Source organism: Rhodococcus sp. KRD162, assembly GCF_017168335.1.
Classification (GTDB): domain Bacteria; phylum Actinomycetota; class Actinomycetes; order Mycobacteriales; family Mycobacteriaceae; genus Rhodococcoides.
This window is the reverse complement of record NZ_JABFAU010000011.1, coordinates 479,204-500,331: the sequence shown is the minus strand read 5'-3', so window position 1 is coordinate 500,331 and position 21,128 is coordinate 479,204. Positions and strand designations below refer to the sequence as shown.

The following is a 21,128-nucleotide window of genomic DNA, read 5'->3' as shown; positions in this document are numbered from 1 at the left end:
CGCCCCGCGAGATGTTGCCGGTGTTCATCGCCGCACCCAACCCGGCCATCACCCCGCATCCGAGCAGCCCGACCACCGCCGGATCGGACTGCGGATCGACCTTCGTGCACTGGCCCTCGTGCACCAACGTCTTGTCCGCGAACGCGCCGATACCCAACGCAGGCGAGAGCTCGGTCCCGTCCGCGAGGGTCATCTTCTTCGACGCATTGTGCGTATCGAAGCAATACCACGGCCTGCCCTTCCGGCAGGCCCGGCACTCCCCACACACCGCCCGCCAGTTCAACACCACCACATCACCGACCGCCACATGCGTGACCGCCGCACCGACCGACTCGACCGTGCCCGCCGCCTCGTGCCCGAGCAGAAACGGAAACTCGTCGTTGATCCCACCCTCGCGATAATGCAAATCCGTATGACACACCCCGCACGCCGCAACCGCGACCACCACATCGTTCGGACCCGGATCCGGAATCGTAATCGTCTCGATCGACACGGGCTCGCCCTTGCTCTTGGCAACGACTGCCCGGACCTGTTGCGGCATATGTTCCTCCACTGAAAGCTGGTGTGATGCGTTCGCGGTTCAGCCTGTCACAACGCATCAGACCGTAGCTACATCTGCATGCGTGCCGCGGTGGGTAGTTCTCTGTTCACGAGGTTGTGACCGAGCGAACACACGTTCTTTGCGTGCGAGCGGTACCAATGAGCAATGTCCGAACACATGGCGTACGACCTGGTGGTCATCGGCTCCGGCCCCGGTGGCCAGAAGGCCGCCATCGCAGCAGCGAAGCTCGGTAAGCGAGTGGCGATCGTGGAGAAGGGGCACATGCTCGGCGGGGTGTGCGTCAACACCGGCACCATCCCTTCCAAGACGTTGCGTGAGGCCGTCCTCTATCTGACGGGCATGAATCAACGTGAGCTGTACGGGGCCAGCTACCGAGTCAAGGCAGACATCACGCCTGCCGATCTGCTGGCGCGCACCCAGCACGTCATCGGCAAGGAGATCGAGGTCGTCCGCTCGCAACTGCTGCGCAACCGCATCGAACTCATCACCGGTGTCGGCAAGTTCCTCGATGCGCACACCATCGTCGTCGAGGACGAGTCCCGGGGCGAGCGCATCACCGTGACCGCCGAGAACGTGGTGATCGCCACCGGAACCGCGCCCGCACGTCCCGCGGACGTTGCGTTCGACGACTACCGGGTACTCGACTCCGATGGAATTCTGAACCTCGAGTTCATCCCCGCATCGATGGTGGTGGTCGGGGCGGGGGTCATCGGAATCGAGTACGCCTCGATGTTCGCGGCCCTCGGCACGAAGGTCACCGTCGTCGAGAAGCGTGATTCGATGTTGGACTTCTGCGATCGCGAGATCATCGAATCGCTTCAGTTCCATCTCCGCGATCTCGCGGTGACATTCCGATTCGGGGAGGCTGTCACGGCGGTCGATGTCGGACCGAACGGCACGGTGACCACCCTCGCGAGCGGTAAGCGCATTCCAGCGGAAACCGTGATGTATTCGGCCGGACGGCAGGGCTTGACCACTGCATTGGAACTCGAGAACGCCGGTCTCGAGGCCGACGCGCGAGGTCGCATCTTCGTCGACGAGCATTTCCAGACCAAGGTCGATCACATCTACGCGGTCGGCGATGTCATCGGATTCCCGGCGCTCGCCGCGACATCGATGGATCAGGGCAGGCTCGCGGCGTATCACGCGTTCGGCGAGTCGAGTGCTCAACTGACGGACTTACAGCCCATCGGCATCTACTCCATTCCCGAGGTCTCCTACGTCGGAGCGACCGAGGTGGATCTGACGAAGGGTTCGGTTCCCTACGAGGTCGGGGTGTCGCGGTATCGCGAACTGGCCCGCGGGCAGATCGCAGGCGACTCGTACGGGATGTTGAAGTTGCTGGTCTCCACCGAGGACCGGTCGATTCTCGGCGTGCACATCTTCGGTTCGGGTGCGACGGATCTCGTGCATATCGGGCAGGCCGTCATGGGCTGCGGCGGCACCGTCGACTATCTGGTCGATGCCGTTTTCAACTACCCGACCCTGTCCGAGGCATACAAGGTCGCCGCGCTGGACGTCACCAACAAGATCCGGGCATTGGCCAACTTCGATCGCTGACGCAGTTCCGTCGAAGACGGCGCGAACCACCACCGGGAATGAACGGCCGTCGATCGGTTGTTGTGTCCATGAGGGATTCGCCACGGTCGAGATCGCGCGTGTACGGCTCGAGCCGGCGGTCGGCGTATTCTGACCCGAATCTCGTGCCGAGGTACAGACGAGTCGATCCGAAAGGGGCCCGGCCATGACCGAACAGTCGAACATGTACGAGCTGGAGTTTCCGGCACCGCAGATTTTCTCCAACGACGGTGTCGGACCAGTCCTCGTGCACGGCTTGGAAGGATTCTCCGACGCGGGACATGCGGTGAAGCTTGCGACGACTCATCTGCGCGAGAGTCTCGAGACCGAACTCGTGGCCTCGTTCGACGTCGACGAGTTGATCGACTACCGCTCTCGTCGTCCGACGATGACGTTCAAGTCCGATCACTTCTCCGATTACGATGCGCCCGAGCTCAATCTGTACGCGGTCAAGGACCGCGCCGGTACCCCTTTCCTGTTGTTGGCGGGGATGGAACCGGATCTGCGGTGGGAGAAGTTCACCACTGCCGTCCGGCTGCTCGCCGATCAACTGGGAGTGCGGCGCACGATCGGGCTCGGCTCGATCCCGATGGCGATTCCGCATACGCGCCCACTCGGAGTCACTGCCCATTCCAGTGACAAATCGCTGGTCAAGGACGGCAACAGCTGGGCAGGCGATCTGCAGGTACCCGGCAGCGCCTCCTCGCTGCTCGAGCTCCGGATGGCGCAGCACGGCCATGAATCGATGGGCTTTTCGGTGCATGTCCCGCACTACCTCGCCCAGACCGATTACCCGAGTGCAGCCGAGACGCTCCTCGAGAACGTCAGCGAGGCAGCCGAGCTGGACCTTCCGCTTGCAGCGCTCGGCGAGGCGGCCGCGCGAGTGCGGGAACAGGTCAACGAGCACATCACCGGCAACGAAGAGGTTCAGTCCGTTGTGCAGGCGCTCGAGCGCCAGTACGACACCTATGTCGCAGCGCAGGAACAGCAGTCGACGCTGCTCGCCGGTGACGAGCCGCTTCCGAGCGGAGACGAGCTCGGTGCCGAGTTCGAGAGGTTCTTGGCCGAGCAGACGGGCTTCGACGACGGCAAAGACGACACCACGGGGTAGCCTCGTCGGACCGAGCGACAGCACAAGCCGAACCCCATCGTGAGCCGAACGAGAGTGTGAGTGGTCACAGATTCCCGGCACCGAGGCGGTTGAGTTGGACAGCGTGGGCAGATCGAAACATACCTGTAACCGTATTTGCACTCGATGTTCTGCCCACGAGGTCATCTCGTGCGAGAGTCGTAGCACTATGTACGCCAGTGCATAGACGTACACAACCGTTCACGGCGACGCCGTGCTGTGCCGCCTGCGGTGCACCAGGGAATTTCAGGAGGCGCAAGTGTCCACCACTCCGCGCAATCGCAAGCTCCGCCCGGTTCCCGATGAAGAACCGCGGTTGATCTTTCGGACCATTCACGGCTACCGGCGAGCCTTTCGCATGGCAGGCGACGGTCCGGTGGTGTTGCTGATCCACGGGATCGGCGACAACTCCGAGACCTGGAACGAGGTCATTCCTCACCTCGCGAAGAATTACACCGTGATCGCACCCGATCTGTTGGGGCACGGTCGCTCGGACAAGCCACGCGCGGATTACTCCGTCGCTGCGTACGCGAACGGCATGCGAGATCTGCTCTCCGTGCTCGGCATCGAGAAGGTCACGGTCGTGGGCCACTCGCTGGGCGGCGGCGTCGCCATGCAGTTCGCGTACCAATTCCCCAACATGGTGGACCGGTTGGCGCTGGTGTCCTCCGGTGGCGTCACCAAGGACGTCCATCCCATCCTTCGACTCGCCTCGATGCCGTTCTTGAGCGAGGCCGTCAAACTTCTTCGGCTCCCCGGAGCGATACCTGCGGTCAAGCTGGCAGGCGGTGTACTGAGCAAGCTGCACAGTTCACCACTCCGGCCCGGTTCGCTGCTGCACGACACACCTGACTTGATTCGGGTGTTGAGCGAGCTCCCGGCCCCGACCACGTACGAGGCGTACTTGCGTACCCTGCGGGCCGTGGTCGACTGGCGTGGGCAAGTCGTCACCATGCTGGATCGGTGTTATCTCACTGAAAATCTGCCGGTACTGCTCGTCTGGGGTGATCAGGACGCGGTCATTCCCGTCAGCCATGCCCGCCTCGCCCATTCGGCCATGCCCGGCTCCACTCTCGAGGTGTTCGAGAACTCCGGACATTTCCCGTTCCGCGACGATCCGATGCGTTTCCTGCAGGTCGTCGAGGACTTCATCGACTCGACACCGTCCTTGGCCTTCGACGAGGTGCGGTGGCGCAATCTGCTCATCACCGGCGTCGGCGAGGACATGATCACCGGGAGCGCCAGCACCCGACTGGCCGTACTCGGAGCCATGGGTTCGGACGAACGCAGCGCGACCTGAGGCGTCGACTCGACCAGACCGGCGCGGTGTCGATGCAGGACCGGTCGTTGATCCCACATAGCCTGTAGAGGTGCTTCTCACCGAACTGATTCCCGATGTCACCGCTGCCGATCCCGACGGCGCAGACCCGGATGTCCTGTTCGACACCTTCACCAGCTGGACGGCCGATCGGGGCCTGACGTTGTATCCCGCCCAAGAGGAAGCTCTCATCGAGCTCGTCTCGGGCTCCAACGTCATTCTTGCCACGCCCACGGGTTCCGGTAAGTCGATGGTGGCCATCGGAGCCCACTATGCCGCCATGGCTGCAGGCATTCGCAGCTTTTACACTGCGCCGATCAAGGCACTGGTCAGTGAGAAGTTCTTCGCCCTGTGCGAGATCTTCGGTGCCCAGAACGTCGGCATGATGACCGGCGACGCGTCGGTCAATTCGGGTGCGCCGATCATCTGCGCCACCGCAGAAATCGTGGCGAACCTTGCCCTGCGCCAGGGCGCGGACTCCGATATCGGCCAGGTGATCATGGACGAGTTCCACTACTATTCCGAGCCCGATCGAGGGTGGGCCTGGCAGGTGCCCTTGATCGAGCTGCCGAAGGCGCAGTTCCTGTTGATGTCGGCGACGCTGGGAGACGTGTCGTTCTTTCGAGACGACCTCACCCGGCGCACCGGGCGCACCACCACTGTCGTCTCCGGAAGCGAACGCCCCGTTCCGCTGATGTTCTCCTATGTCACCACCCCGATCAGCGAAACCATCGAAGAACTGGTCGACACCCACCTCGCGCCCGTGTACGTCGTGCATTTCACCCAGGCCGCGGCACTCGAACGAGCCCAAGCGCTGACCAGTGTCAACGTCGCGTCGAAACAGGAGAAGGCCGAGATCGCCGACGCGATCGGTAGCTTCCGTTTCACCACCGGTTTCGGAAAGACACTGTCGAGGCTGGTTCGGCACGGTATCGGCGTTCATCACGCAGGGATGCTGCCCAAGTATCGGCGTCTGGTCGAAAAGCTCGCGCAGGACGGTCTGCTCAAGGTGATCTGTGGAACGGACACCCTGGGTGTTGGTATCAATGTCCCCATCAGGACCGTGCTGTTCACCGGACTCACCAAGTACGACGGAGTTCGTACTCGCAAGCTCCGGGCACGCGAGTTCCATCAGATCGCAGGCCGCGCAGGCCGTGCAGGCTACGACACCCTCGGCACCGTCGTGGTCGAGGCCCCCGAACACGACATCGAGAACGCTCGCCTGGTGGCCAAGGCCGGTGACGACCCGAAGAAGCTCAAGCGAGTGCAGCGCAAGAAGGCCCCGGACGGTTTCGTATCGTGGGGTGAGCCGACATTCGAGCGGATTGTTGCCGCGAGCCCCGAGCCACTCACCTCGAGATTCTCGGTGAGCAACGCCATGCTTCTCAATGTCATCGCCCGTCCGGGTAATTGCTTCCACGCGATGCGTCATCTACTCGAAGACAATCACGAAACCCGGGCTGCTCAACGCAAGCACATTCTGCGTGCGCTCTCGCTGTATCGCGGCCTGGTCGACGCGGGCATCGTCGAGCAGTTGGAGCACCCCGATGCCGACGGTCGACATGCTCGACTGACTGTTGATCTGCAACCGGACTTCGCACTCAACCAGCCGCTGTCGACGTTCGCGGTCGCGTCGTTCGATCTGCTCGACGCGCAGTCACCGACACACGCACTCGATGTGGTCTCGATCATCGAGTCCACGCTCGACGATCCGCGCCAGATCCTGATGGCTCAGCAGCACGCCGCACGCGGCGAAGCGGTGTCGCAGATGAAGGCCGACGGAATCGAGTACGACGAGAGAATGGAGCTGCTCGAGGAGGTCACCTGGCCGAAGCCGCTCGCAGAACTGCTGGTTCCGGCGTTCGAGATCTATCGAGGCACCCACCCGTGGCTTTCCGAGGTCGGCTTGTCGCCCAAGTCCGTCGTGCGCGACATGGTCGAGCGGGCGATGACCTTCGCCGAGCTGATCAGCCATTACGGTCTGATGCGGTCGGAGGGGCTGGTATTGCGGTATCTCGCCGACGCGTACCGCACGTTGCGTCAGACGGTCCCACCGGAGTCTCGAACCGAGGAGGTTCAGGACATCACCGAGTGGCTGGGCGAGCTCGTCCGTCAAGTCGATTCGAGCTTGCTCGACGAGTGGGAGAACCTGACCGATCCCGGTGCAGAGCCGGAAGCGCTGGTCGAGGCCTATGGCTCCGATACTCCGCGTCCGATCTCGGCCAACCCGAGGGCTTTTCGGGTACTGGCTCGCAATGCCATCTTCCGTCGGGTGGATCTGGCGGCCCGTCGCCAATGGAACGCGCTCGAGGAACTCGACGACGGCCCGGACTGGGAGACCGAACTCGAGCCGTTCTTCGCCGAGTACGGACCGATCGGAACGGGGCCCTCGGCTCGTGGGCCTGCGCTGTTCACCTTCGATGTCGGCACCGAGGCCACGACGGTGCGTCAGGTGCTCGAGGACCCGGACGGCGATCACGGTTGGTCGCTCGATGCCGTCGTCGACGTACCGGAATCCGATGCCGCCGGCGAGATCGTATTCGACGAGATCGTGATCAACCCGGGCTGATACCGTCCCGACATGGCTATCGAGGTGTCCGTCGTCCGAGTGTTCACCGATGCCGACGGCAGGTTCGGCAATCCTCTCGGCATCGTGACCGCGGATGATGTCGACGAGGCGGACAGACAGCAGTTCGCCACCGAGCTCGGTTACAGCGAGACGGTGTTCGTCGCTCGCACCGCGCCCGGTGCGGCCTCGGCCACCATCTACACCCCGGCGGTGCAGCTGCCCTTCGCCGGACATCCCACGGTCGGTCTGTCGTGGTGGCTCCGAGAACAGGGCCACCCGGTACGAACCCTCACAGTTCCGGCCGCAGGGCTCGAGATCCGATACGACGGCGAAGACACCTGGGTTCGCGCTCGCGCCGACTGGACTCCGCAGTTCACCTTCCATCAGGTCCGCGACGCAGCCGAGGTAGCGGCAGCCGACCCGAGCGCCTACGACAGTGGGCACCACTATCTCTGGGCCTGGACCGACGAGGCGCGCGGGGCCGTGCGATCGCGCATGTTCGCCCCCATGATGGGAATCGCAGAGGACGAAGCGACCGGTGCCGCCGCCGTGCGCCTCACCGGAGAGCTCGGCCGCGGTCTGACGATCGTGCAGGGGGTCGGCTCACGATTGCGCACCACGATCGACGACGGCTGGGTGGAATTGGGCGGACGTTCGGTGAGCGATCCGTCGATCACGGTGTGACGGGTACGTCCACCTCGATCTCCTCGCCCAACCGCACGCCCGCAGCCAGCGGGAGTCGATCTCCGCTCCAGAACTTCCCCGGGTCGAACCAGTTGGCCTTCTTGTGTCCGGCGAGCAATCCCATCGCGTCGTAGGTCATCGCGACCACCTCGGCGCAGTACGCGGTTTCGAGGGCGGCCGAGTGCTGCCGGCGTCGGCGCAGCGTGGGCACTCGTCCCCGGAACCAGCGACCGGTGAGTGCGGCGGTGGTAGGAAAGGCCGTGCCGTCCATCCGGGCGATCGTGCGCAGCAAGGCGTCTTCCTGGGCTTTCGTGACGGCGTCCTCCAACTGCCGCAGCCAGCACCGCTGTTGGTACACGGTGGCCCACTGGGTCACGGCCGCGCGCAGGTCGTGCAGCTGCACGCCACGCTGAAAGTTGCCGGTCCACATGTCCTGCAGTGACTTTCCCAGCTCGGCGTGCCACATCAGCGGCGGCAGGTCGTCGATCACGACGGCCATTCCGACATGATTGACGGGGCTGTTGGTCAGCGTTTGGATTGCCCGATCGGCCGTCGAGTGTCCGCGGAAGATCCAGATGTCTCCGGTTCTGGTGGCATCGACGGCTGTGTCGAGGCCGATTCGCGACGGGTTCATCTCTCACACCCTAGGTCTCGGCGTCACCCCGCCTCGTGACGGTACGGTTGGCCAGTGAACGTGTGGAAAGCTCTCGGCCTCGCCGGGATGGTCGGTGTCGCGGCCACCGGGGCGTTGGTGGTTCGGTCCGAGCGCAAGCGGCGCGCCTATGCGCCCGAGGAAGTGCGCGATCAGCTGCATCGGCGGTTCGAGGCAATGTCCGGCGAGCCGGACCCGGCACCTACTCCCCTGCCGTCGAGGGGGCAGCGTCTGCTCGGGACTCTCCGGTTCAGCCGAGCGCGCTGAGAATCTGTGCGGCCAACTCTTCGATCTCGGCGTCTGTCATGACGAACGCCGGCGAGATCTGCATCGCACCCTGACCGGCGGCTCGACCGGAAACCCCATGCGCTCGAAGGGTTTTGACGAAGGGCAGCGCCTCCGCCGGGTCGGCGAGCTGGACGGCGGCAACCGCACCGAGTCCGCTGCGAACCTCGGACACTCGATCGTGCGCGGCGAGCGGCGCCAGGTGAGTATGCAAGGCCGCCTCGATGCGCTCGGAGTGGGTGAGCAGGTCCTCTCGCTCGATGATGTCGAGGTTGGCCATCGCCGCTGCGGCCGCGCCTGCGTGCCCGCCGTAGGTGTACCCGTGTCGCCACCAGACTCCGCCCGCGAAGAAGGGTTCGGCGATCTTCGGTGCGATGAACACCGCACCCATGGGCACATATCCTGATGTCAGCCCCTTGGCCGTCGTCATCAGATCGGGTGCGAGATCGAATCGAGTCGAAGCGAACCAGCTGCCGCCGATGCGGCCGAAGCCGGTGACGACCTCGTCGGCGACGAACAGCACGTCGTTGTCTCGACAGATCTGCCGGACCTCGCGCAGGTAGCCCTCGGGCGGCAGGTACACCCCGCCCGCTCCGATCACCGGCTCGCAGAAGAATGCCGCGATGTTCTCGGCACCGACCTCCTCGATGAGTGCCAGCAGCGATTTCGCGTCGTCCCAGGCCACCGTCCTGGCGTCGGGCATGAGCTCGCCGTAGTTCTCCTTGTTCACCGCGATTCCGGCCAGTGCAGTACCTGCCACGTGCATACCGTGGTATGCCTTCTGTCGACCGACGATCAGCTTCTTGGACGGTTGTCCCATTTCCACCCAGTAGCGACGCGCAAGCTTGGCTGCGGTGTCGATGGAGTCCGATCCACCCGAGGTGAAGAAGATCTTGCTACCCGGCACGGGCGCGATCGCGGACAGGCGGTCGGCCAGAGCCAGCGTGGTCTCGGGAACGAAGTCACCGAAGTTCGAGTAGTGGGCGATCGAACTCAGCTGCGAGGCAACGGCATCGGCGATCTCGCGGCGTCCGTGGCCGACGTTGGTGAACCACAAACCCGCCGTGGCGTCGAGGTACTTGGTGCCCGCGTCGTCGAAGATGTACGCACCCTCACCTCGCGAGATGACGAACGGCCCACTGGCGGTGACATTGCCCATGTCGGCGAAGCCGTGCCACAGCGCGGAGGAGTGTGCGGTGCCGGCTGAATCCAGATCGGAAGACATGCGCTACACAGTAGTGGAGTCCGATTCGATCGAGTCCGATCCGTGTCTCCACCGTCCCGCCAGCCGCCCGAGCGCATTGACTGCCAGTGCCATCAGCGCGAAGGCGACAGTCAACACCACCAGCCCGATGGCGAGCGCGATGTATCCCTGTTCGCGTGGATCGAGAAAGGGGTAGGGATACCAGTCGACGATCGGTCCGCGGACAAGGGTGTAGATCCCGTAGATCAGCGGGAACAGCAACCACATCAGGCTGCGCGACTCGGATATCCGGCGACGCGGCGGGGCGAGAATCCAGTCGAGGAGTAGTACGACCGGCATGATCCTGTGCACCACGTTGTTGGTCCACGGATCCGCGACACCGACATCGATGTTCGCAAGCAACACCGCGTAGATGATCCCGGTGATCACCATGTAGAGCGTCACCGCCCCGCGGACGAGCTGCCAACCCGAAGATCGTGGATCGATCAGGCCGCCGATCATGAGGACGAGCACCGTCGCGACGTTGCTGAGCACGGTGAAGTAGCTGAAGTAATTGGCCAACGAGAACGTGGAGGCGGCAAGTCCGTTCAGAACGATCGAGACGAGGGCCGCCGCGGTGAGCGCGCCGAACAGTACCCGCAACGTCCTGATCGTCGCCGGGGTACGCGGCTCGGCAAGGACATCGCGCGAGATGCTCATGCGGCGATCCTGGCACAGTCGGGGCCGGCATTCACGAGGGTTGCGGCGAAACGGATATCCTGCAGTGAGTATGTCTACCTCCACTTCGTCCCGTCAGCGCAACGCTCTCGCCACTCGCCTGGCCGAGGTCACCATCCGCGACGAGAACAGGCTGCGTCGGCGAGTGGACAAAGCCCGCACCGAGGAAGCCTTCGCCGCAGTCGAACGCGATATCGCCCGCGCGGAAGGTGTCGTCGCACATCGCAAAGCCGCGGTCCCCACCCTCGATTTCCCCGAGTCGCTGCCGGTCAGCCTGCGCAAGGACGACATCGCCGCTGCCATCGCCGCGCATCAGGTCGTGATCGTCGCCGGTGAGACCGGCTCCGGTAAGACCACCCAGATTCCCAAGATCTGTCTCGCACTCGGTCGCGGGATTCGCGGCTCCATCGGCCACACCCAGCCTCGACGCCTCGCCGCTCGTACGGTGGCCGAGCGCATTGCCGAGGAGGTCGGCGAGCCGCTGGGCGAATCCATCGGCTACAAGGTCAGATTCACCGATCAATCCTCGGATTCGACTCTGGTCAAGTTGATGACCGACGGCATCCTGCTGGCGGAGATCCAGCGAGACAGACTGCTTCGCCAGTACGACACCCTGATCATCGACGAGGCTCACGAGCGCAGCCTCAACATCGACTTCCTCCTCGGCTACCTGGCTCAGCTCCTCCCGAGACGACCGGATCTGAAGATCGTCATCACCTCGGCGACGATCGATCCGGAACGGTTCGCCGAGCACTTCGCCCAGGACGGCGTGCCCGCCCCGATCATCGAGGTCTCCGGTAGAACGTTCCCGGTCGAGATGCGGTATCGGCCACTGACCGTCGATGCCGGAGACACGACGATCGATCTCGACCCCGTCGACGCGACCTGCCAGGCCGTCGAGGAACTCATGGCCGAGGGCGACGGAGACATCCTGGTGTTCTTGTCCGGTGAACGCGAGATTCGCGATACCGCCGACGCCTTGAACGATCGCACTCTTCGCAATACCGAGATCGTCCCGCTGTACGCGAGATTGTCCGCAGCCGAACAGCATCGAGTGTTCTCCCCGCACTCGGGCCGCCGGGTGGTGCTCTCGACCAACGTCGCGGAAACATCGTTGACGGTCCCCGGCATCCGATACGTCGTCGACCCCGGTACCGCCCGCATCTCGCGCTACTCGTTGCGCACCAAAGTGCAGCGCCTCCCCATCGAACCGATCTCCCAGGCGTCTGCGCGCCAGCGAGCGGGGCGCTGCGGGCGTGTCGCCGACGGCATCTGCATTCGGCTGTACTCGGAGGAGGACTTCGATTCCCGTCCGCAGTTCACCGAGCCCGAGATTCTGCGCACCAACCTGGCCTCGGTCATCCTGCAGATGACCGCACTGGGTCTGGGCAAGATCGAGGCGTTCCCGTTCGTCGAACCGCCGGACCCGCGCAGCATCCGAGACGGCATCGGACTACTCGATGAACTGGGAGCCCTCGAACCCGCAGGCAAGGACGGTACCGCCAAGCTCACCCCGATCGGCCGAGAGCTCTCGGCGTTGCCCGTCGATCCTCGGATGGCGCGAATGTTGGTCGAGGCCAACGGCAACGGATCATTGCGCGACGCGTTGGTGGTCGTGGCGGCGCTGTCGATCCAGGACGTTCGGGAGCGGCCCGCCGAGCATCAGCAGGCGGCGGACGAAAAGCACGCCCGTTTCGCAGTCGAGAACTCCGACTTCCTGGCCTACGTGAAGCTGTGGACGTACTTGCGCGAGCAGCGAAACGAGCTGTCTTCCAATCAGTTTCGACGCATGTGTCGCACCGAATTTCTGCACTATCTGCGGATTCGGGAGTGGCAGGACCTGCACGGCCAGCTCCGTCAGATCACCCGCGGGCTCGGCTGGACGGTGCCCGATGCCGACTCCACGGACAACGCTCTGCATCAGTCACTGCTGTCCGGATTGCTCTCACACGTCGGACTCAGGGAAGGCGACAAGCGGGAGTTTCTCGGTGCGCGCGGCGCGCATTTCGCAATTTTCCCCGGATCCGGTTTGTTCAAGAAACCGCCGCGGTGGGTGATGGCCGCGGAGTTGGTCGAGACCGGCCGACTGTGGGGCCGCATGGCTGCCCGCATCGAACCCGAGTGGGCCGAGCGGCTGGCCCCACACCTGGTCAAGCGGACGTATTCGGAGCCGCACTGGTCCATCAAACGCCAATCCGCCATGGCCTACGAGCGAGTGACTCTGTACGGCATCCCCCTGGTCACACAGCGTCCGGTCGGATATCACCGCATCGACCCGGAAGTATCACGCGAGCTGTTCATCAGACATGCCCTGGTGGAGGGTGAATGGAAGACCCAGCACGCGTTCTTCCACAAGAACAGGGCGCTGCTCGAGGACGTCGGCGAACTCGAGCATCGGGCCCGGCGGCGCGATATCGTCGTCGACGACGACGCTCTGTTCGATTTCTACGACGCACGCGTCGCGCCAGAAGCGGTGTCGGCCCGGCACTTCGACACCTGGTGGAAGAAGGCCCGCCGACACGATCCGGCCCTGCTGGATTTCACCACCGATACCGTGGTCAACGCCGACGCGGCTGCGGTGCTCACCGGCGCGTACCCGGACGCGTGGCGACAGGGAGAGATCCAGTTCCCGTTGACCTACCAGTTCGAGCCGGGTACCGCCGCCGACGGGGTCACCGCACGCATTCCGATTGCACTGCTCGCTCAGGTGCAGCCGGTGGGCTTCGACTGGCTGGTGCCGGGAATGCGCGCAGAGTTGGTGACTGCATTGATCAAGACACTGCCGAAGGCGCTGCGTCGCAACGTCGTTCCGGCTCCCGACTTCGCCGCCGCGGCGTTGGCGGTGATGAAGCCGCGATCGGAAACTCTGGTGACGGCCTTGGCTCGTGAGCTTTCGCGTGCTGCCCAGTGCCACATCACGGCCAAGGACTTCGATACGGCGGCGCTACCCGAGCATCTGAGGATGACGTTCGCGGCCGTCGACGCCAGCGGAAAAGTGTTGGGTAGCGACAAGAATCTCGCTGCACTGCGCGCCGGACTGTCCGGGGAGGTGGGTCGTCAGGTCGCGAGCGCGGTCGGCGACGCCGAGCGTGCACCGTCGTTGGCCTGGACCTCGAGCACGCTGGGACGGCTGGAGTCGACGGTCACCCGGGAGGTCGGTGGGCAGAAAGTCACCGGCTACCCGGCGTTGGTACCGGAAGGGTCCGGTGTCGCAGTGCGGGTTCTGAGCACTCCGGCCCAGCAGCGCGCGGCGATGCGGTCGGGCACCAGAGCGCTGCTTCTCGCGTCTGCACCCAAGGGCACCAAAGCACTGCTGGCCGGTCTGCCGACTGCGGAACGTCTTGCCCTCGGCCAGAATCCGTACGGAAGCGTGGACGCCCTCCTGGAGGAGTGCCGAGTCCTCGCGGTGGAGGAGGCCATGGACGCGCACGGTGGGCCCGTCCGCGATCCGGAGGCCTTCGAGAAGCTGCGCGCGCTGGTCGATGCCGAGGTTCCACAGCGCACCGCAGCGATACTGGCACTGGTCCGTCCCGTGCTGACCGCAGCACTCGCAGTGTCGGCGACATTGCAGTCGTCATCGGGTGAACCAGCCGACGATGTTCGTGAACAACTCGACGGCTTGATCTTTCGCGGGTTCGTGACCGAGTTCGGTTCTCGCAGATTGGCAGACCTGCCACGCTATCTCGCCGCGGCGGCGAAGCGGTTGGCCACGCTGCCGAGCAGTGCGGGCCGAGACGCCGCGGCGATGGACGTTCTCGATCGCGTCTACGACTCGTACGGGCGGTTGCTCGATTCGCTTCCGGAAGCAAGAAAGAACGGTGCGGGAGTGCAGGAACTGTTCTGGATGATCGAAGAATTGCGGGTGGGGCTGTTCGCTCAAGGAATCAGGACGGCATATCCGGTCTCGGAGAAGCGTCTCGAGAAGGCGATCTCGGAACAGGCCCGCTGACGGCATCGACTCTCAGTCGATGTCGGCGGACTCACGATGCTTACGAAGCTCGTGGATTTCCTTCTCGAAGTCCTCGGCCGAACTGAACGAGCGGTACACCGACGCGAACCGGAGATACGCCACCTCGTCGAGATCGCGAAGCGGTCCCAGGATGGCCAACCCGACCTCGTGACTGGGGATTTCCGCGGACCCGGCGGCCCGAATGGCGTCCTCTACCTGTTGAGCGAGGAGGTTCAACGCGTCGTTGTCGACGTCTCGGCCCTGGCAGGCCCTGCGAACTCCCTTGACGACCTTTTCGCGACTGAACGGCTCTGTCACTCCGCTGCGCTTCACGACGGCGAGCACGGCGGCCTCGACAGTGGTGAAGCGGCGGCCACATTCCGGGCAGGAGCGGCGACGCCGGATTGCCTGCCCCTCGTCCATGTCTCGCGAGTCGACCACGCGTGAATCGGGGTGCCTGCAGAACGGGCAATGCATGAAGGAGCCTCCGTCGTAGCCGATGCTCCGACGTGAAACACGTGTGTCGGAGCAGTCAGTCGAGGATACTCAGTCTGCCTACGAGCGATGGGGCCGGTGGTCACCTGCCCGGCGCGTACTCGACGACAACTCCGTTGTGGACCTCCACCACGCCGGTCGGCTGCACGGCTGCATCCGGCGCAGCTGCCCGAACGTTGGCAATGCCGATCAGGCCACCGGCCACGACAACAACTGCGAGCACCCACAGCACCAACGATCTCGTCCGGACCGGCTGGCCGGCGAAGTGGGCCGAGGTCTCGTCGAACTCACGATCGGCCAGCTCGCGATCGGTGACCTCGGTCCGGGACGGGGCCAGCACCGGCAGGCACGCGGTCGCCTGCACACGACGCGCGGTCGTGACCCCCGGCGCGGCGACCGAACTCCGAAGCGCGGGACGAACCCGGCGACGACGCTCCACCACGGTGGACCGGGTACGGATACCTGCAGCGGTGGGGCGATCGGTGATGATGGTCATCGGAACCTCGACTTCGCTCGTTGGATCGATTGTTCGATCAGGCGTTCGATGGACGCTTGTTCGAAGTTCTATCACGTGGCTCCGACAAAGTCTGCAGAAAACGCGACACGAGTCGAACAGATGTTTGATTCAACAGCTGATACACGCTAGATTCGTGGCAGAAACCACACGCCACACGAGTCGACACCATCAACTCCAGTCCGCGCAGACCGACGCACGCAGACCGGATCCAGGACACCAGCAGGAGGCCGACAGCATGAAGGACCAGACCTCGACGAGGTCGACCACGGGTTCGAAGACGACGGGTTCCAAGACGGCGGCCACGAAGGTCGCGGCGGGCAAGCCGGCCGCCGAACCGACACCCAAGGCGATGGAAGTCGGCACCGACATCGCCGCGGGGCTGACCGAACGCCAGCGGAAGGTCCTCGAGGTCATCCGAGCCTCGGTCACCGAACGCGGATATCCGCCGAGCATTCGCGAGATCGGTGACGCGGTGGGTCTGACCTCGACCTCCTCCGTCGCGCACCAGCTACGCACCCTCGAACGCAAGGGATTCCTCCGACGTGATGCCAACCGTCCCCGGGCGGTCGACGTACGCGGGCTCGACGAGGTTCAGGCCGATCAGGCGGCCGCCGCGGTCGACGGTTCCGCGGAGGATCAGGACCGACTCCCGACGCCGACGTTCGTACCCGTCCTGGGACGCATTGCCGCCGGTGGTCCGATCCTCGCCGAGGAAGCCGTCGAGGACGTCTTTCCCCTCCCCCGCGAGTTGGTCGGTCAGGGTTCACTGTTCCTGCTCAAGGTCGTCGGCGAGTCGATGATCGACGCGGCGATCTGCGACGGAGACTGGGTTGTCGTCCGTCAGCAATCCGTGGCAGACAACGGAGACATCGTCGCGGCGATGATCGACGGTGAAGCGACGGTCAAGACCTTCAAGAGGTCCAAGGGCGAGGTGTGGCTACTGCCGCACAACCCGCTGTTCGAGCCGATTCCGGGCAACAATGCCGCAATCCTCGGCAAGGTCGTCACCGTGATGCGCAAGCTCTAGGGAAACTCTCCGCTGACATGCGAAGGGCCGCAGCACGTCTGTGCTGCGGCCCTTCGTGTCCGTCGGGGGGTGAATCAGAGGTTCAAGCCGCGCCCGATGATCTCCTTCATGATTTCGGTGGTTCCGCCGTAGATGGTCTGAACGCGAGAGTCCATGTACGCCTTGGCGATCGGGTATTCCTTCATGTAGCCGTAACCGCCGTGCAGCTGAAGGCACCGATCGATCAATTTGACCTGGTTCTCGGTGGTCCACCACTTCGCCATCGCGGCTTCCTGAACGGTCAGGGTGCCTGCGTTGAGCAGTTCGATGAATTTGTCGACCATGATGCGGGTGGCGGTGGTCTCGGTTGCCAACTCCGCCAGGACGAATCGGGTGTTCTGGAACTTGCCGATCGACTTTCCGAAAGCCTTGCGGTCGCGACAGTACTGGATCGTCATGTCGAGTGCCGATTCCATGGCTGCCGCGGCGACCACTGCGATCGAGAGGCGTTCCTGGGGCAGGTTCTGCATCAGGTAGATGAAGCCCATGCCTTCTTCACCGAGCAGGTTGGCGGCAGGCACGCGCACGTCGGTGAAGCTGAGCTCGGCGGTGTCCTGGGCCTTCATGCCGATCTTGTCGAGATTGCGCCCACGCTCGAACCCGGGCATATCGCGTTCGACGACCAGCAGGCTGAAGCCCTGCGCACCCTTCTCGGGGTCGGTGCAGGCCACCACGATCACCAGGTCGGCGTTGATCCCGTTAGTGATGAACGTCTTCGATCCGTTGAGGATCCAGTCGTCGCCGTCACGTACTGCTTTGGTCTTGATGCCCTGCAGGTCGCTTCCGGTGCCGGGCTCGGTCATGGCGATCGCGGTGATCAGCTCACCGGAGCAGAATCCGGGGAGCCAGCGCTGCTTCTGCTCGTCGTTGGCCAAGTCGATCAGGTAGGGCGCGACGACGTCGTTGTGCAAGGTGAATCCGATACCGCTGTAGCCGCCGCGGGTGGTTTCTTCGGTGACGATGGCGTTGTAGCGGAAGTCCTTGACGCCGCCGCCGCCGAACTCCTCCGGCGCGGCCGTTCCGAGGAAGCCCTGCTTACCGGCCTCGACCCAGACGCCGCGGTCGACGATGTTCTGCTCTTCCCACTTCGCATGGTTGGGTGCTACGTGTTGTTCGAGGAACTTCCGGTAGGACTCCCGGAACAGCTCGTGCTCGGGCTCGAAAAGTGTGCGTTCCACGCAGATCTCCTTGTTCGGTGCGTACCGACTTCGACCTGCGGGCTGGTTCCGATCGCGGTCGTCGGTACGACTGACGTCGCAATCCAACACTACGTTCGGCGCGCGGTGGCGGTCGATGACCAAAACGCGCGCGATCCGTGACCGAGACCCGCTAACGCCCGCCGTTGCCTGCGCGCCTCGCGAGTGCCGAGACGATCGGGTAGCCGAGAAGAATGCCGAGCGAACCCCATGCGATACCCCCGAGTTCGACCGATCCGACGGTCAGCGTGAGGTCGCCGATTCCCGCGACGAGGGCCGCAGCAACGACGATCAGATTGATCGGATCGGCGAAATCCACCTCGGCATCGGTCCAGATGCGTACTCCCAGCAATCCGATGAGTCCGTACAGGACCAGCGTCGCCCCTCCGATGACGCCGTCGGGCACCGTGAAGATCAGGGCACCGAACTTGGGCGAGAACGCCAGCACGATTGCTGTCAGAGCTGCGACCCAGTACGCCGCGGTCGAGTAGACCCGGGTGGCGGCCATGACGCCGATGTTCTCTGCGTACGTGGTGGTTCCGGAGCCACCACCTGCTCCCGCCAGGGTGGTCGCCAGGCCGTCGGCGATCAGCGCGTCACCTGCCACGTCGTCGAGGTTCTTGCCGGTCATCGCGGCCACCGCTTTGACATGCCCGACGTTCTCTGCGACCAGGACGATCACCACCGGCAGTGCCACCAGGATCACCGACAGTTCGAAGGACGGCCCACGGAACTCGGGCAGCCCGATCCAGCTCGCGGCGTTCAGGGCGTCCAGGCGTGGTTGCGCGATCCCACCGGTGAGGGCAGCGAACACCCAGCCCACCACGACACCGAGCAAGATCCCGAGGCGGCCGAGCAGTCCTGGTCCGATGGCCGTGGCCAGCAGGATCGCAACCAGCGTCACGGCCGCGATCAGCGGCTGCGCTTCGAACGACGTCGTCGCGGCCGGTGCCAGGTTCAACCCGATCAACACCACCACGGCGCCGGTCACCACGGGCGGCATCGCCGCGTCGAGCACACGCCTGCCTGCGAACTTGACCACGAAGCCGATCGCCGCCAGCACAACGCCGACGCACAGCACGGCTCCGAGCTGCGCGGCCGGCCCGTTGGCCTGGGTGGCACCGAGTGGGGCCAGGAACGCAAAGGACGACCCGAGGTAGCTCGGCACGCGTCCTCTGGTGATGAGCAGGAACAGTGCCGTCCCGATGCCCGAGAACAGCAGCGTCGTCGACACCGGAAAGCCCGTGATCGTCGGAACCAGCAGCGTTGCCCCGAACATGGCGATGACGTGCTGCATGCCGATACCGATGGTGCGCGGCCAGGTCAGGCGTTCGTCCGGCGACACCACCGCTCCGGCGGTGACAGTTCTTCCGTTTCCGTGCAGCGTCCAACCGAGATTGTTCATTATTTGAGCAGACTAGGCGTTCAGCCGAGGATTGCGCTCACTGCCTCTCGGGCCGCCGCGGTGCTGTCGGTCTTCAGGGCGGCGGCCGCAGCCGCCTTGCACTGATCCAGGGTGACGGTCGCCAACCTGGAACCCACATGAGCGACGGCTGCCGATGCAGCAGAGAGCGAGGTGATGCCGAGTCCGACCAACACACACGCCAGCAGCGGGTCGGCGGCGGCTTCTCCGCAGACACCCACGGGCTTACCCGCCTTGGCTCCGGCGGCCGCGGTGTGTGCCACGAGTGACAGCACGGCCGGCTGCCACGGATCGGTCAGACCGGCGAGCTGAGCGGACATGCGGTCGGCTGCCATCGTGTACTGCGCGAGGTCGTTGGTTCCGATGGACAGGAAGTCGACGTGCTCGAGGATGTGCTCGGCCAACAGGGCAGCCGCAGGCACCTCGATCATGACGCCCGGGGTGAGGCCACGCTCGCGGACGTCGGCGGCGAAGTCCTTCGCTTCCTGGGCGGTCGCGATCATCGGTGCCATGACCCAGGGGGAAGAGTCCGTGGCCTTGGCGGCTGCGGCGATGCCGTCGAGCTGTCGGTACAGAATCCCTCGGTCTGCCTCGGCGATGCGGATGCCGCGAATGCCCAGTGCCGGATTGGCCTCGTCGGGATGGGTGGCGAACCGAAGGGGCTTGTCCGACCCTGCATCGAGGGTGCGGACGACGACCTTCTTGCCCGCGAACGCGTCGAGCACCTGGGCGTAGATCTCGGCCTGTTCGTCGACGGTGGGCTCGGAGTCCCGGTCGAGAAAGCACAGTTCGGTGCGGAACAGACCGACGCCGTCGGCAGCACTGTTTCGCGCTGCGCGAGCGCCTGCGCCGTCCTGGACGTTGGCGAGGATGTCGACCGCATGTCCGTCTGCGGTGGCACCGGGGCCGACCCACCGGGATACGCGGTCGAGTTCGTCACGGGCCGACACCACTGCGGCGCGAGCCGATTCGGGGTCGGGTTCGAGTTCGATGCGGCCGCTGGTTCCGTCGACCGATGCATGCGTTCCTGCAGCGATGTCGTCGAGACCGGATACCGCGACGATGCACGGAATCCCCAGCTGACGCGCGATGATCGCCGTGTGACTGGTCGGGCCGCCCAACGAGGTGGCGAGTCCGACGATGAGGGTGGGGTCGAGACCTGCGGTGTCGGCAGGTGCCAGGTCGTCGGCGAACAGGACCGACGCTTCGGCCGGCACGGGGACACCGGGTTCCGGCAAGCCCAGGATCTCGGCGATGACTCGATCGCGGATATCGCGCAGGTCGGTGACCCGCTCGGCCATGAGGCCACCGAGCTGGGTGAACATCGCGGCGAACTTGTCAGTGGCCGCTGCCGTTGCGCTCACCGCGGAGCTGCCCTTGGCGATCGAGGACCGAGCGGCACCGAGCCAGCCACGGTCGGCTGCCATCGCGGCATTGGCCGACAGCACCTCCGAGGCAGCCCCGGTTGCCAGCTCGGCGCGGCCGCGCAAACGGCCGGCGACCTCGTTCGCGGCGGCGTCGAAGATGTCTTTTTCGGCACTGCGATCGGCCTCGGCCACCTCACCGGTGTCGGCTGGAATGGCAGGGCGGGCACCGGGGCGGATGACAGGACCGTAGCCGACACCAGGCACGACGGGTGTGCCGTGCAGAGCGGCCTGCACGGGTCCGCTCTCGGTGACATCCACTGTCGTGGCGGTACGTCCAGTCGAAGCGGTGCTAACCGATCCCGTCATGTGGTCCTCCTCGGATCCTGAGTGAACAAAAGCCTTCGTGCTGTTCGGCGA

General features: G+C 64.7%; 17 protein-coding genes. 8 read left to right on the top strand and 9 right to left on the bottom strand.

Annotation, left to right across the window (positions count from 1 at the left end; translation table 11 throughout):
* On the bottom strand, positions 1–541 hold a 541-nt coding region (locus tag J1M87_RS16920; protein ID WP_206490619.1), incomplete at its 3' end, for an alcohol dehydrogenase catalytic domain-containing protein.
* A 165-nt stretch (positions 542–706) separates the two neighbouring features.
* On the opposite strand from J1M87_RS16920, the gene sthA reads away from it, so the two are divergent.
* From sthA to J1M87_RS16895, 5 genes are all read left to right on the top strand, one after another.
* Entirely contained in the window at positions 707–2,122 is a 1,416-nt protein-coding gene (sthA, locus tag J1M87_RS16915) for a Si-specific NAD(P)(+) transhydrogenase (protein ID WP_206490618.1), read from the top strand.
* A 184-nt stretch (positions 2,123–2,306) separates the two neighbouring features.
* Positions 2,307–3,251, top strand: a complete 945-nt coding sequence (locus tag J1M87_RS16910; protein WP_206490617.1) for a proteasome assembly chaperone family protein — start codon at positions 2,307–2,309, stop codon at positions 3,249–3,251.
* A 334-nt stretch (positions 3,252–3,585) separates the two neighbouring features.
* Complete coding sequence (locus J1M87_RS16905) at positions 3,586–4,569, top strand: alpha/beta fold hydrolase (protein ID WP_206490674.1); 984 nt, start codon at positions 3,586–3,588, stop codon at positions 4,567–4,569.
* A gap of 70 nt (positions 4,570–4,639) precedes the next feature.
* Positions 4,640–7,156 (top strand): RNA helicase, encoded by a 2,517-nt coding sequence (locus tag J1M87_RS16900; protein ID WP_206490616.1) that lies wholly within the window; start codon positions 4,640–4,642, stop codon positions 7,154–7,156.
* A gap of 12 nt (positions 7,157–7,168) precedes the next feature.
* Entirely contained in the window at positions 7,169–7,840 is a 672-nt protein-coding gene (locus tag J1M87_RS16895; RefSeq protein WP_206490615.1) for a PhzF family phenazine biosynthesis protein, read from the top strand.
* Here J1M87_RS16895 and J1M87_RS16890 read toward each other — a convergent pair.
* The gene (locus J1M87_RS16890; protein WP_206490614.1) at positions 7,830–8,474 is read right to left on the bottom strand and encodes a hypothetical protein; all 645 of its coding nucleotides are present in this window, start codon (positions 8,472–8,474) and stop codon (positions 7,830–7,832) included. The two genes, J1M87_RS16895 and J1M87_RS16890, sit on opposite strands and share 11 nt — an antisense overlap.
* A gap of 54 nt (positions 8,475–8,528) precedes the next feature.
* Between J1M87_RS16890 and J1M87_RS16885 the strand changes: the two genes are divergently transcribed.
* Positions 8,529–8,759, top strand: coding sequence for a hypothetical protein (locus tag J1M87_RS16885; protein WP_374222395.1), 231 nt, complete (start codon positions 8,529–8,531; stop codon positions 8,757–8,759).
* Here the strand turns inward: J1M87_RS16885 and J1M87_RS16880 are convergent.
* Together J1M87_RS16880 and J1M87_RS16875 are read right to left on the bottom strand one after the other, a co-directional pair.
* A complete protein-coding gene (locus tag J1M87_RS16880) occupies positions 8,743–10,002 on the bottom strand; it encodes an aspartate aminotransferase family protein (RefSeq protein ID WP_206490613.1) in 1,260 nt (419 codons plus the stop codon). The two genes, J1M87_RS16885 and J1M87_RS16880, sit on opposite strands and share 17 nt — an antisense overlap.
* 3 nt (positions 10,003–10,005) lie before the next feature.
* Positions 10,006–10,680 carry a Pr6Pr family membrane protein gene (locus tag J1M87_RS16875; protein ID WP_206490612.1) on the bottom strand — a complete coding sequence of 225 codons (675 nt, stop codon included), beginning with the start codon at positions 10,678–10,680 and terminating at the stop codon, positions 10,006–10,008.
* A 70-nt stretch (positions 10,681–10,750) separates the two neighbouring features.
* Between J1M87_RS16875 and hrpA the strand changes: the two genes are divergently transcribed.
* A complete protein-coding gene (hrpA, locus tag J1M87_RS16870; RefSeq protein WP_206490611.1) occupies positions 10,751–14,647 on the top strand; it encodes an ATP-dependent RNA helicase HrpA in 3,897 nt (1,298 codons plus the stop codon).
* Positions 14,648–14,659: 12 nt separating this feature from the next.
* Here the strand turns inward: hrpA and nrdR are convergent, their stop codons facing one another.
* Positions 14,660–15,124: a transcriptional regulator NrdR gene (gene nrdR, locus J1M87_RS16865; RefSeq protein ID WP_206490610.1), complete on the bottom strand. Its 465-nt coding sequence runs from the start codon at positions 15,122–15,124 to the stop codon at positions 14,660–14,662.
* A 100-nt stretch (positions 15,125–15,224) separates the two neighbouring features.
* Complete coding sequence (locus J1M87_RS16860) at positions 15,225–15,638, bottom strand: hypothetical protein (protein WP_206490609.1); 414 nt, start codon at positions 15,636–15,638, stop codon at positions 15,225–15,227.
* A 370-nt stretch (positions 15,639–16,008) separates the two neighbouring features.
* On the opposite strand from J1M87_RS16860, the gene lexA reads away from it, so the two are divergent.
* Positions 16,009–16,686 (top strand): transcriptional repressor LexA, encoded by a 678-nt coding sequence (lexA, locus tag J1M87_RS16855; protein ID WP_206490672.1) that lies wholly within the window; start codon positions 16,009–16,011, stop codon positions 16,684–16,686.
* Between the two features lie 74 nt (positions 16,687–16,760).
* Here lexA and J1M87_RS16850 read toward each other — a convergent pair whose 3' ends face one another.
* The 3 genes from J1M87_RS16850 to J1M87_RS16840 form a co-directional block, all read right to left on the bottom strand.
* Positions 16,761–17,903, bottom strand: coding sequence for an acyl-CoA dehydrogenase family protein (locus J1M87_RS16850; RefSeq protein ID WP_206490608.1), 1,143 nt, complete (start codon positions 17,901–17,903; stop codon positions 16,761–16,763).
* Between the two features lie 151 nt (positions 17,904–18,054).
* Positions 18,055–19,326: a uracil-xanthine permease family protein gene (locus tag J1M87_RS16845; protein ID WP_206490607.1), complete on the bottom strand. Its 1,272-nt coding sequence runs from the start codon at positions 19,324–19,326 to the stop codon at positions 18,055–18,057.
* Positions 19,327–19,346: 20 nt separating this feature from the next.
* Complete coding sequence (locus J1M87_RS16840; protein WP_241256988.1) at positions 19,347–21,077, bottom strand: phosphoenolpyruvate--protein phosphotransferase; 1,731 nt, start codon at positions 21,075–21,077, stop codon at positions 19,347–19,349.
* Between the last annotated feature and the right edge of the window lie 51 nt (positions 21,078–21,128).

Bases quoted from the DNA above. Each gene is read 5' to 3' on its own strand.
- J1M87_RS16910 (WP_206490617.1), top strand. From the start codon at position 2,307: ATGACCGAACAGTCGAACATGTACGAGCTGGAGTTTCCGGCACCGCAG.
- J1M87_RS16890 (WP_206490614.1), bottom strand. From the start codon at position 8,474: ATGAACCCGTCGCGAATCGGCCTCGACACAGCCGTCGATGCCACCAGA.
- J1M87_RS16845 (WP_206490607.1), bottom strand. From the start codon at position 19,326: ATGAACAATCTCGGTTGGACGCTGCACGGAAACGGAAGAACTGTCACC.
- J1M87_RS16840 (WP_241256988.1), bottom strand. From the start codon at position 21,077: ATGACGGGATCGGTTAGCACCGCTTCGACTGGACGTACCGCCACGACA.
- nrdR (WP_206490610.1), bottom strand. From the start codon at position 15,124: ATGCATTGCCCGTTCTGCAGGCACCCCGATTCACGCGTGGTCGACTCG.
- J1M87_RS16895 (WP_206490615.1), top strand. From the start codon at position 7,169: ATGGCTATCGAGGTGTCCGTCGTCCGAGTGTTCACCGATGCCGACGGC.
- hrpA (WP_206490611.1), top strand. From the start codon at position 10,751: ATGTCTACCTCCACTTCGTCCCGTCAGCGCAACGCTCTCGCCACTCGC.
- J1M87_RS16875 (WP_206490612.1), bottom strand. From the start codon at position 10,680: ATGAGCATCTCGCGCGATGTCCTTGCCGAGCCGCGTACCCCGGCGACG.
- J1M87_RS16880 (WP_206490613.1), bottom strand. From the start codon at position 10,002: ATGTCTTCCGATCTGGATTCAGCCGGCACCGCACACTCCTCCGCGCTG.
- lexA (WP_206490672.1), top strand. From the start codon at position 16,009: ATGGAAGTCGGCACCGACATCGCCGCGGGGCTGACCGAACGCCAGCGG.
- sthA (WP_206490618.1), top strand. From the start codon at position 707: ATGTCCGAACACATGGCGTACGACCTGGTGGTCATCGGCTCCGGCCCC.
- J1M87_RS16860 (WP_206490609.1), bottom strand. From the start codon at position 15,638: ATGACCATCATCACCGATCGCCCCACCGCTGCAGGTATCCGTACCCGG.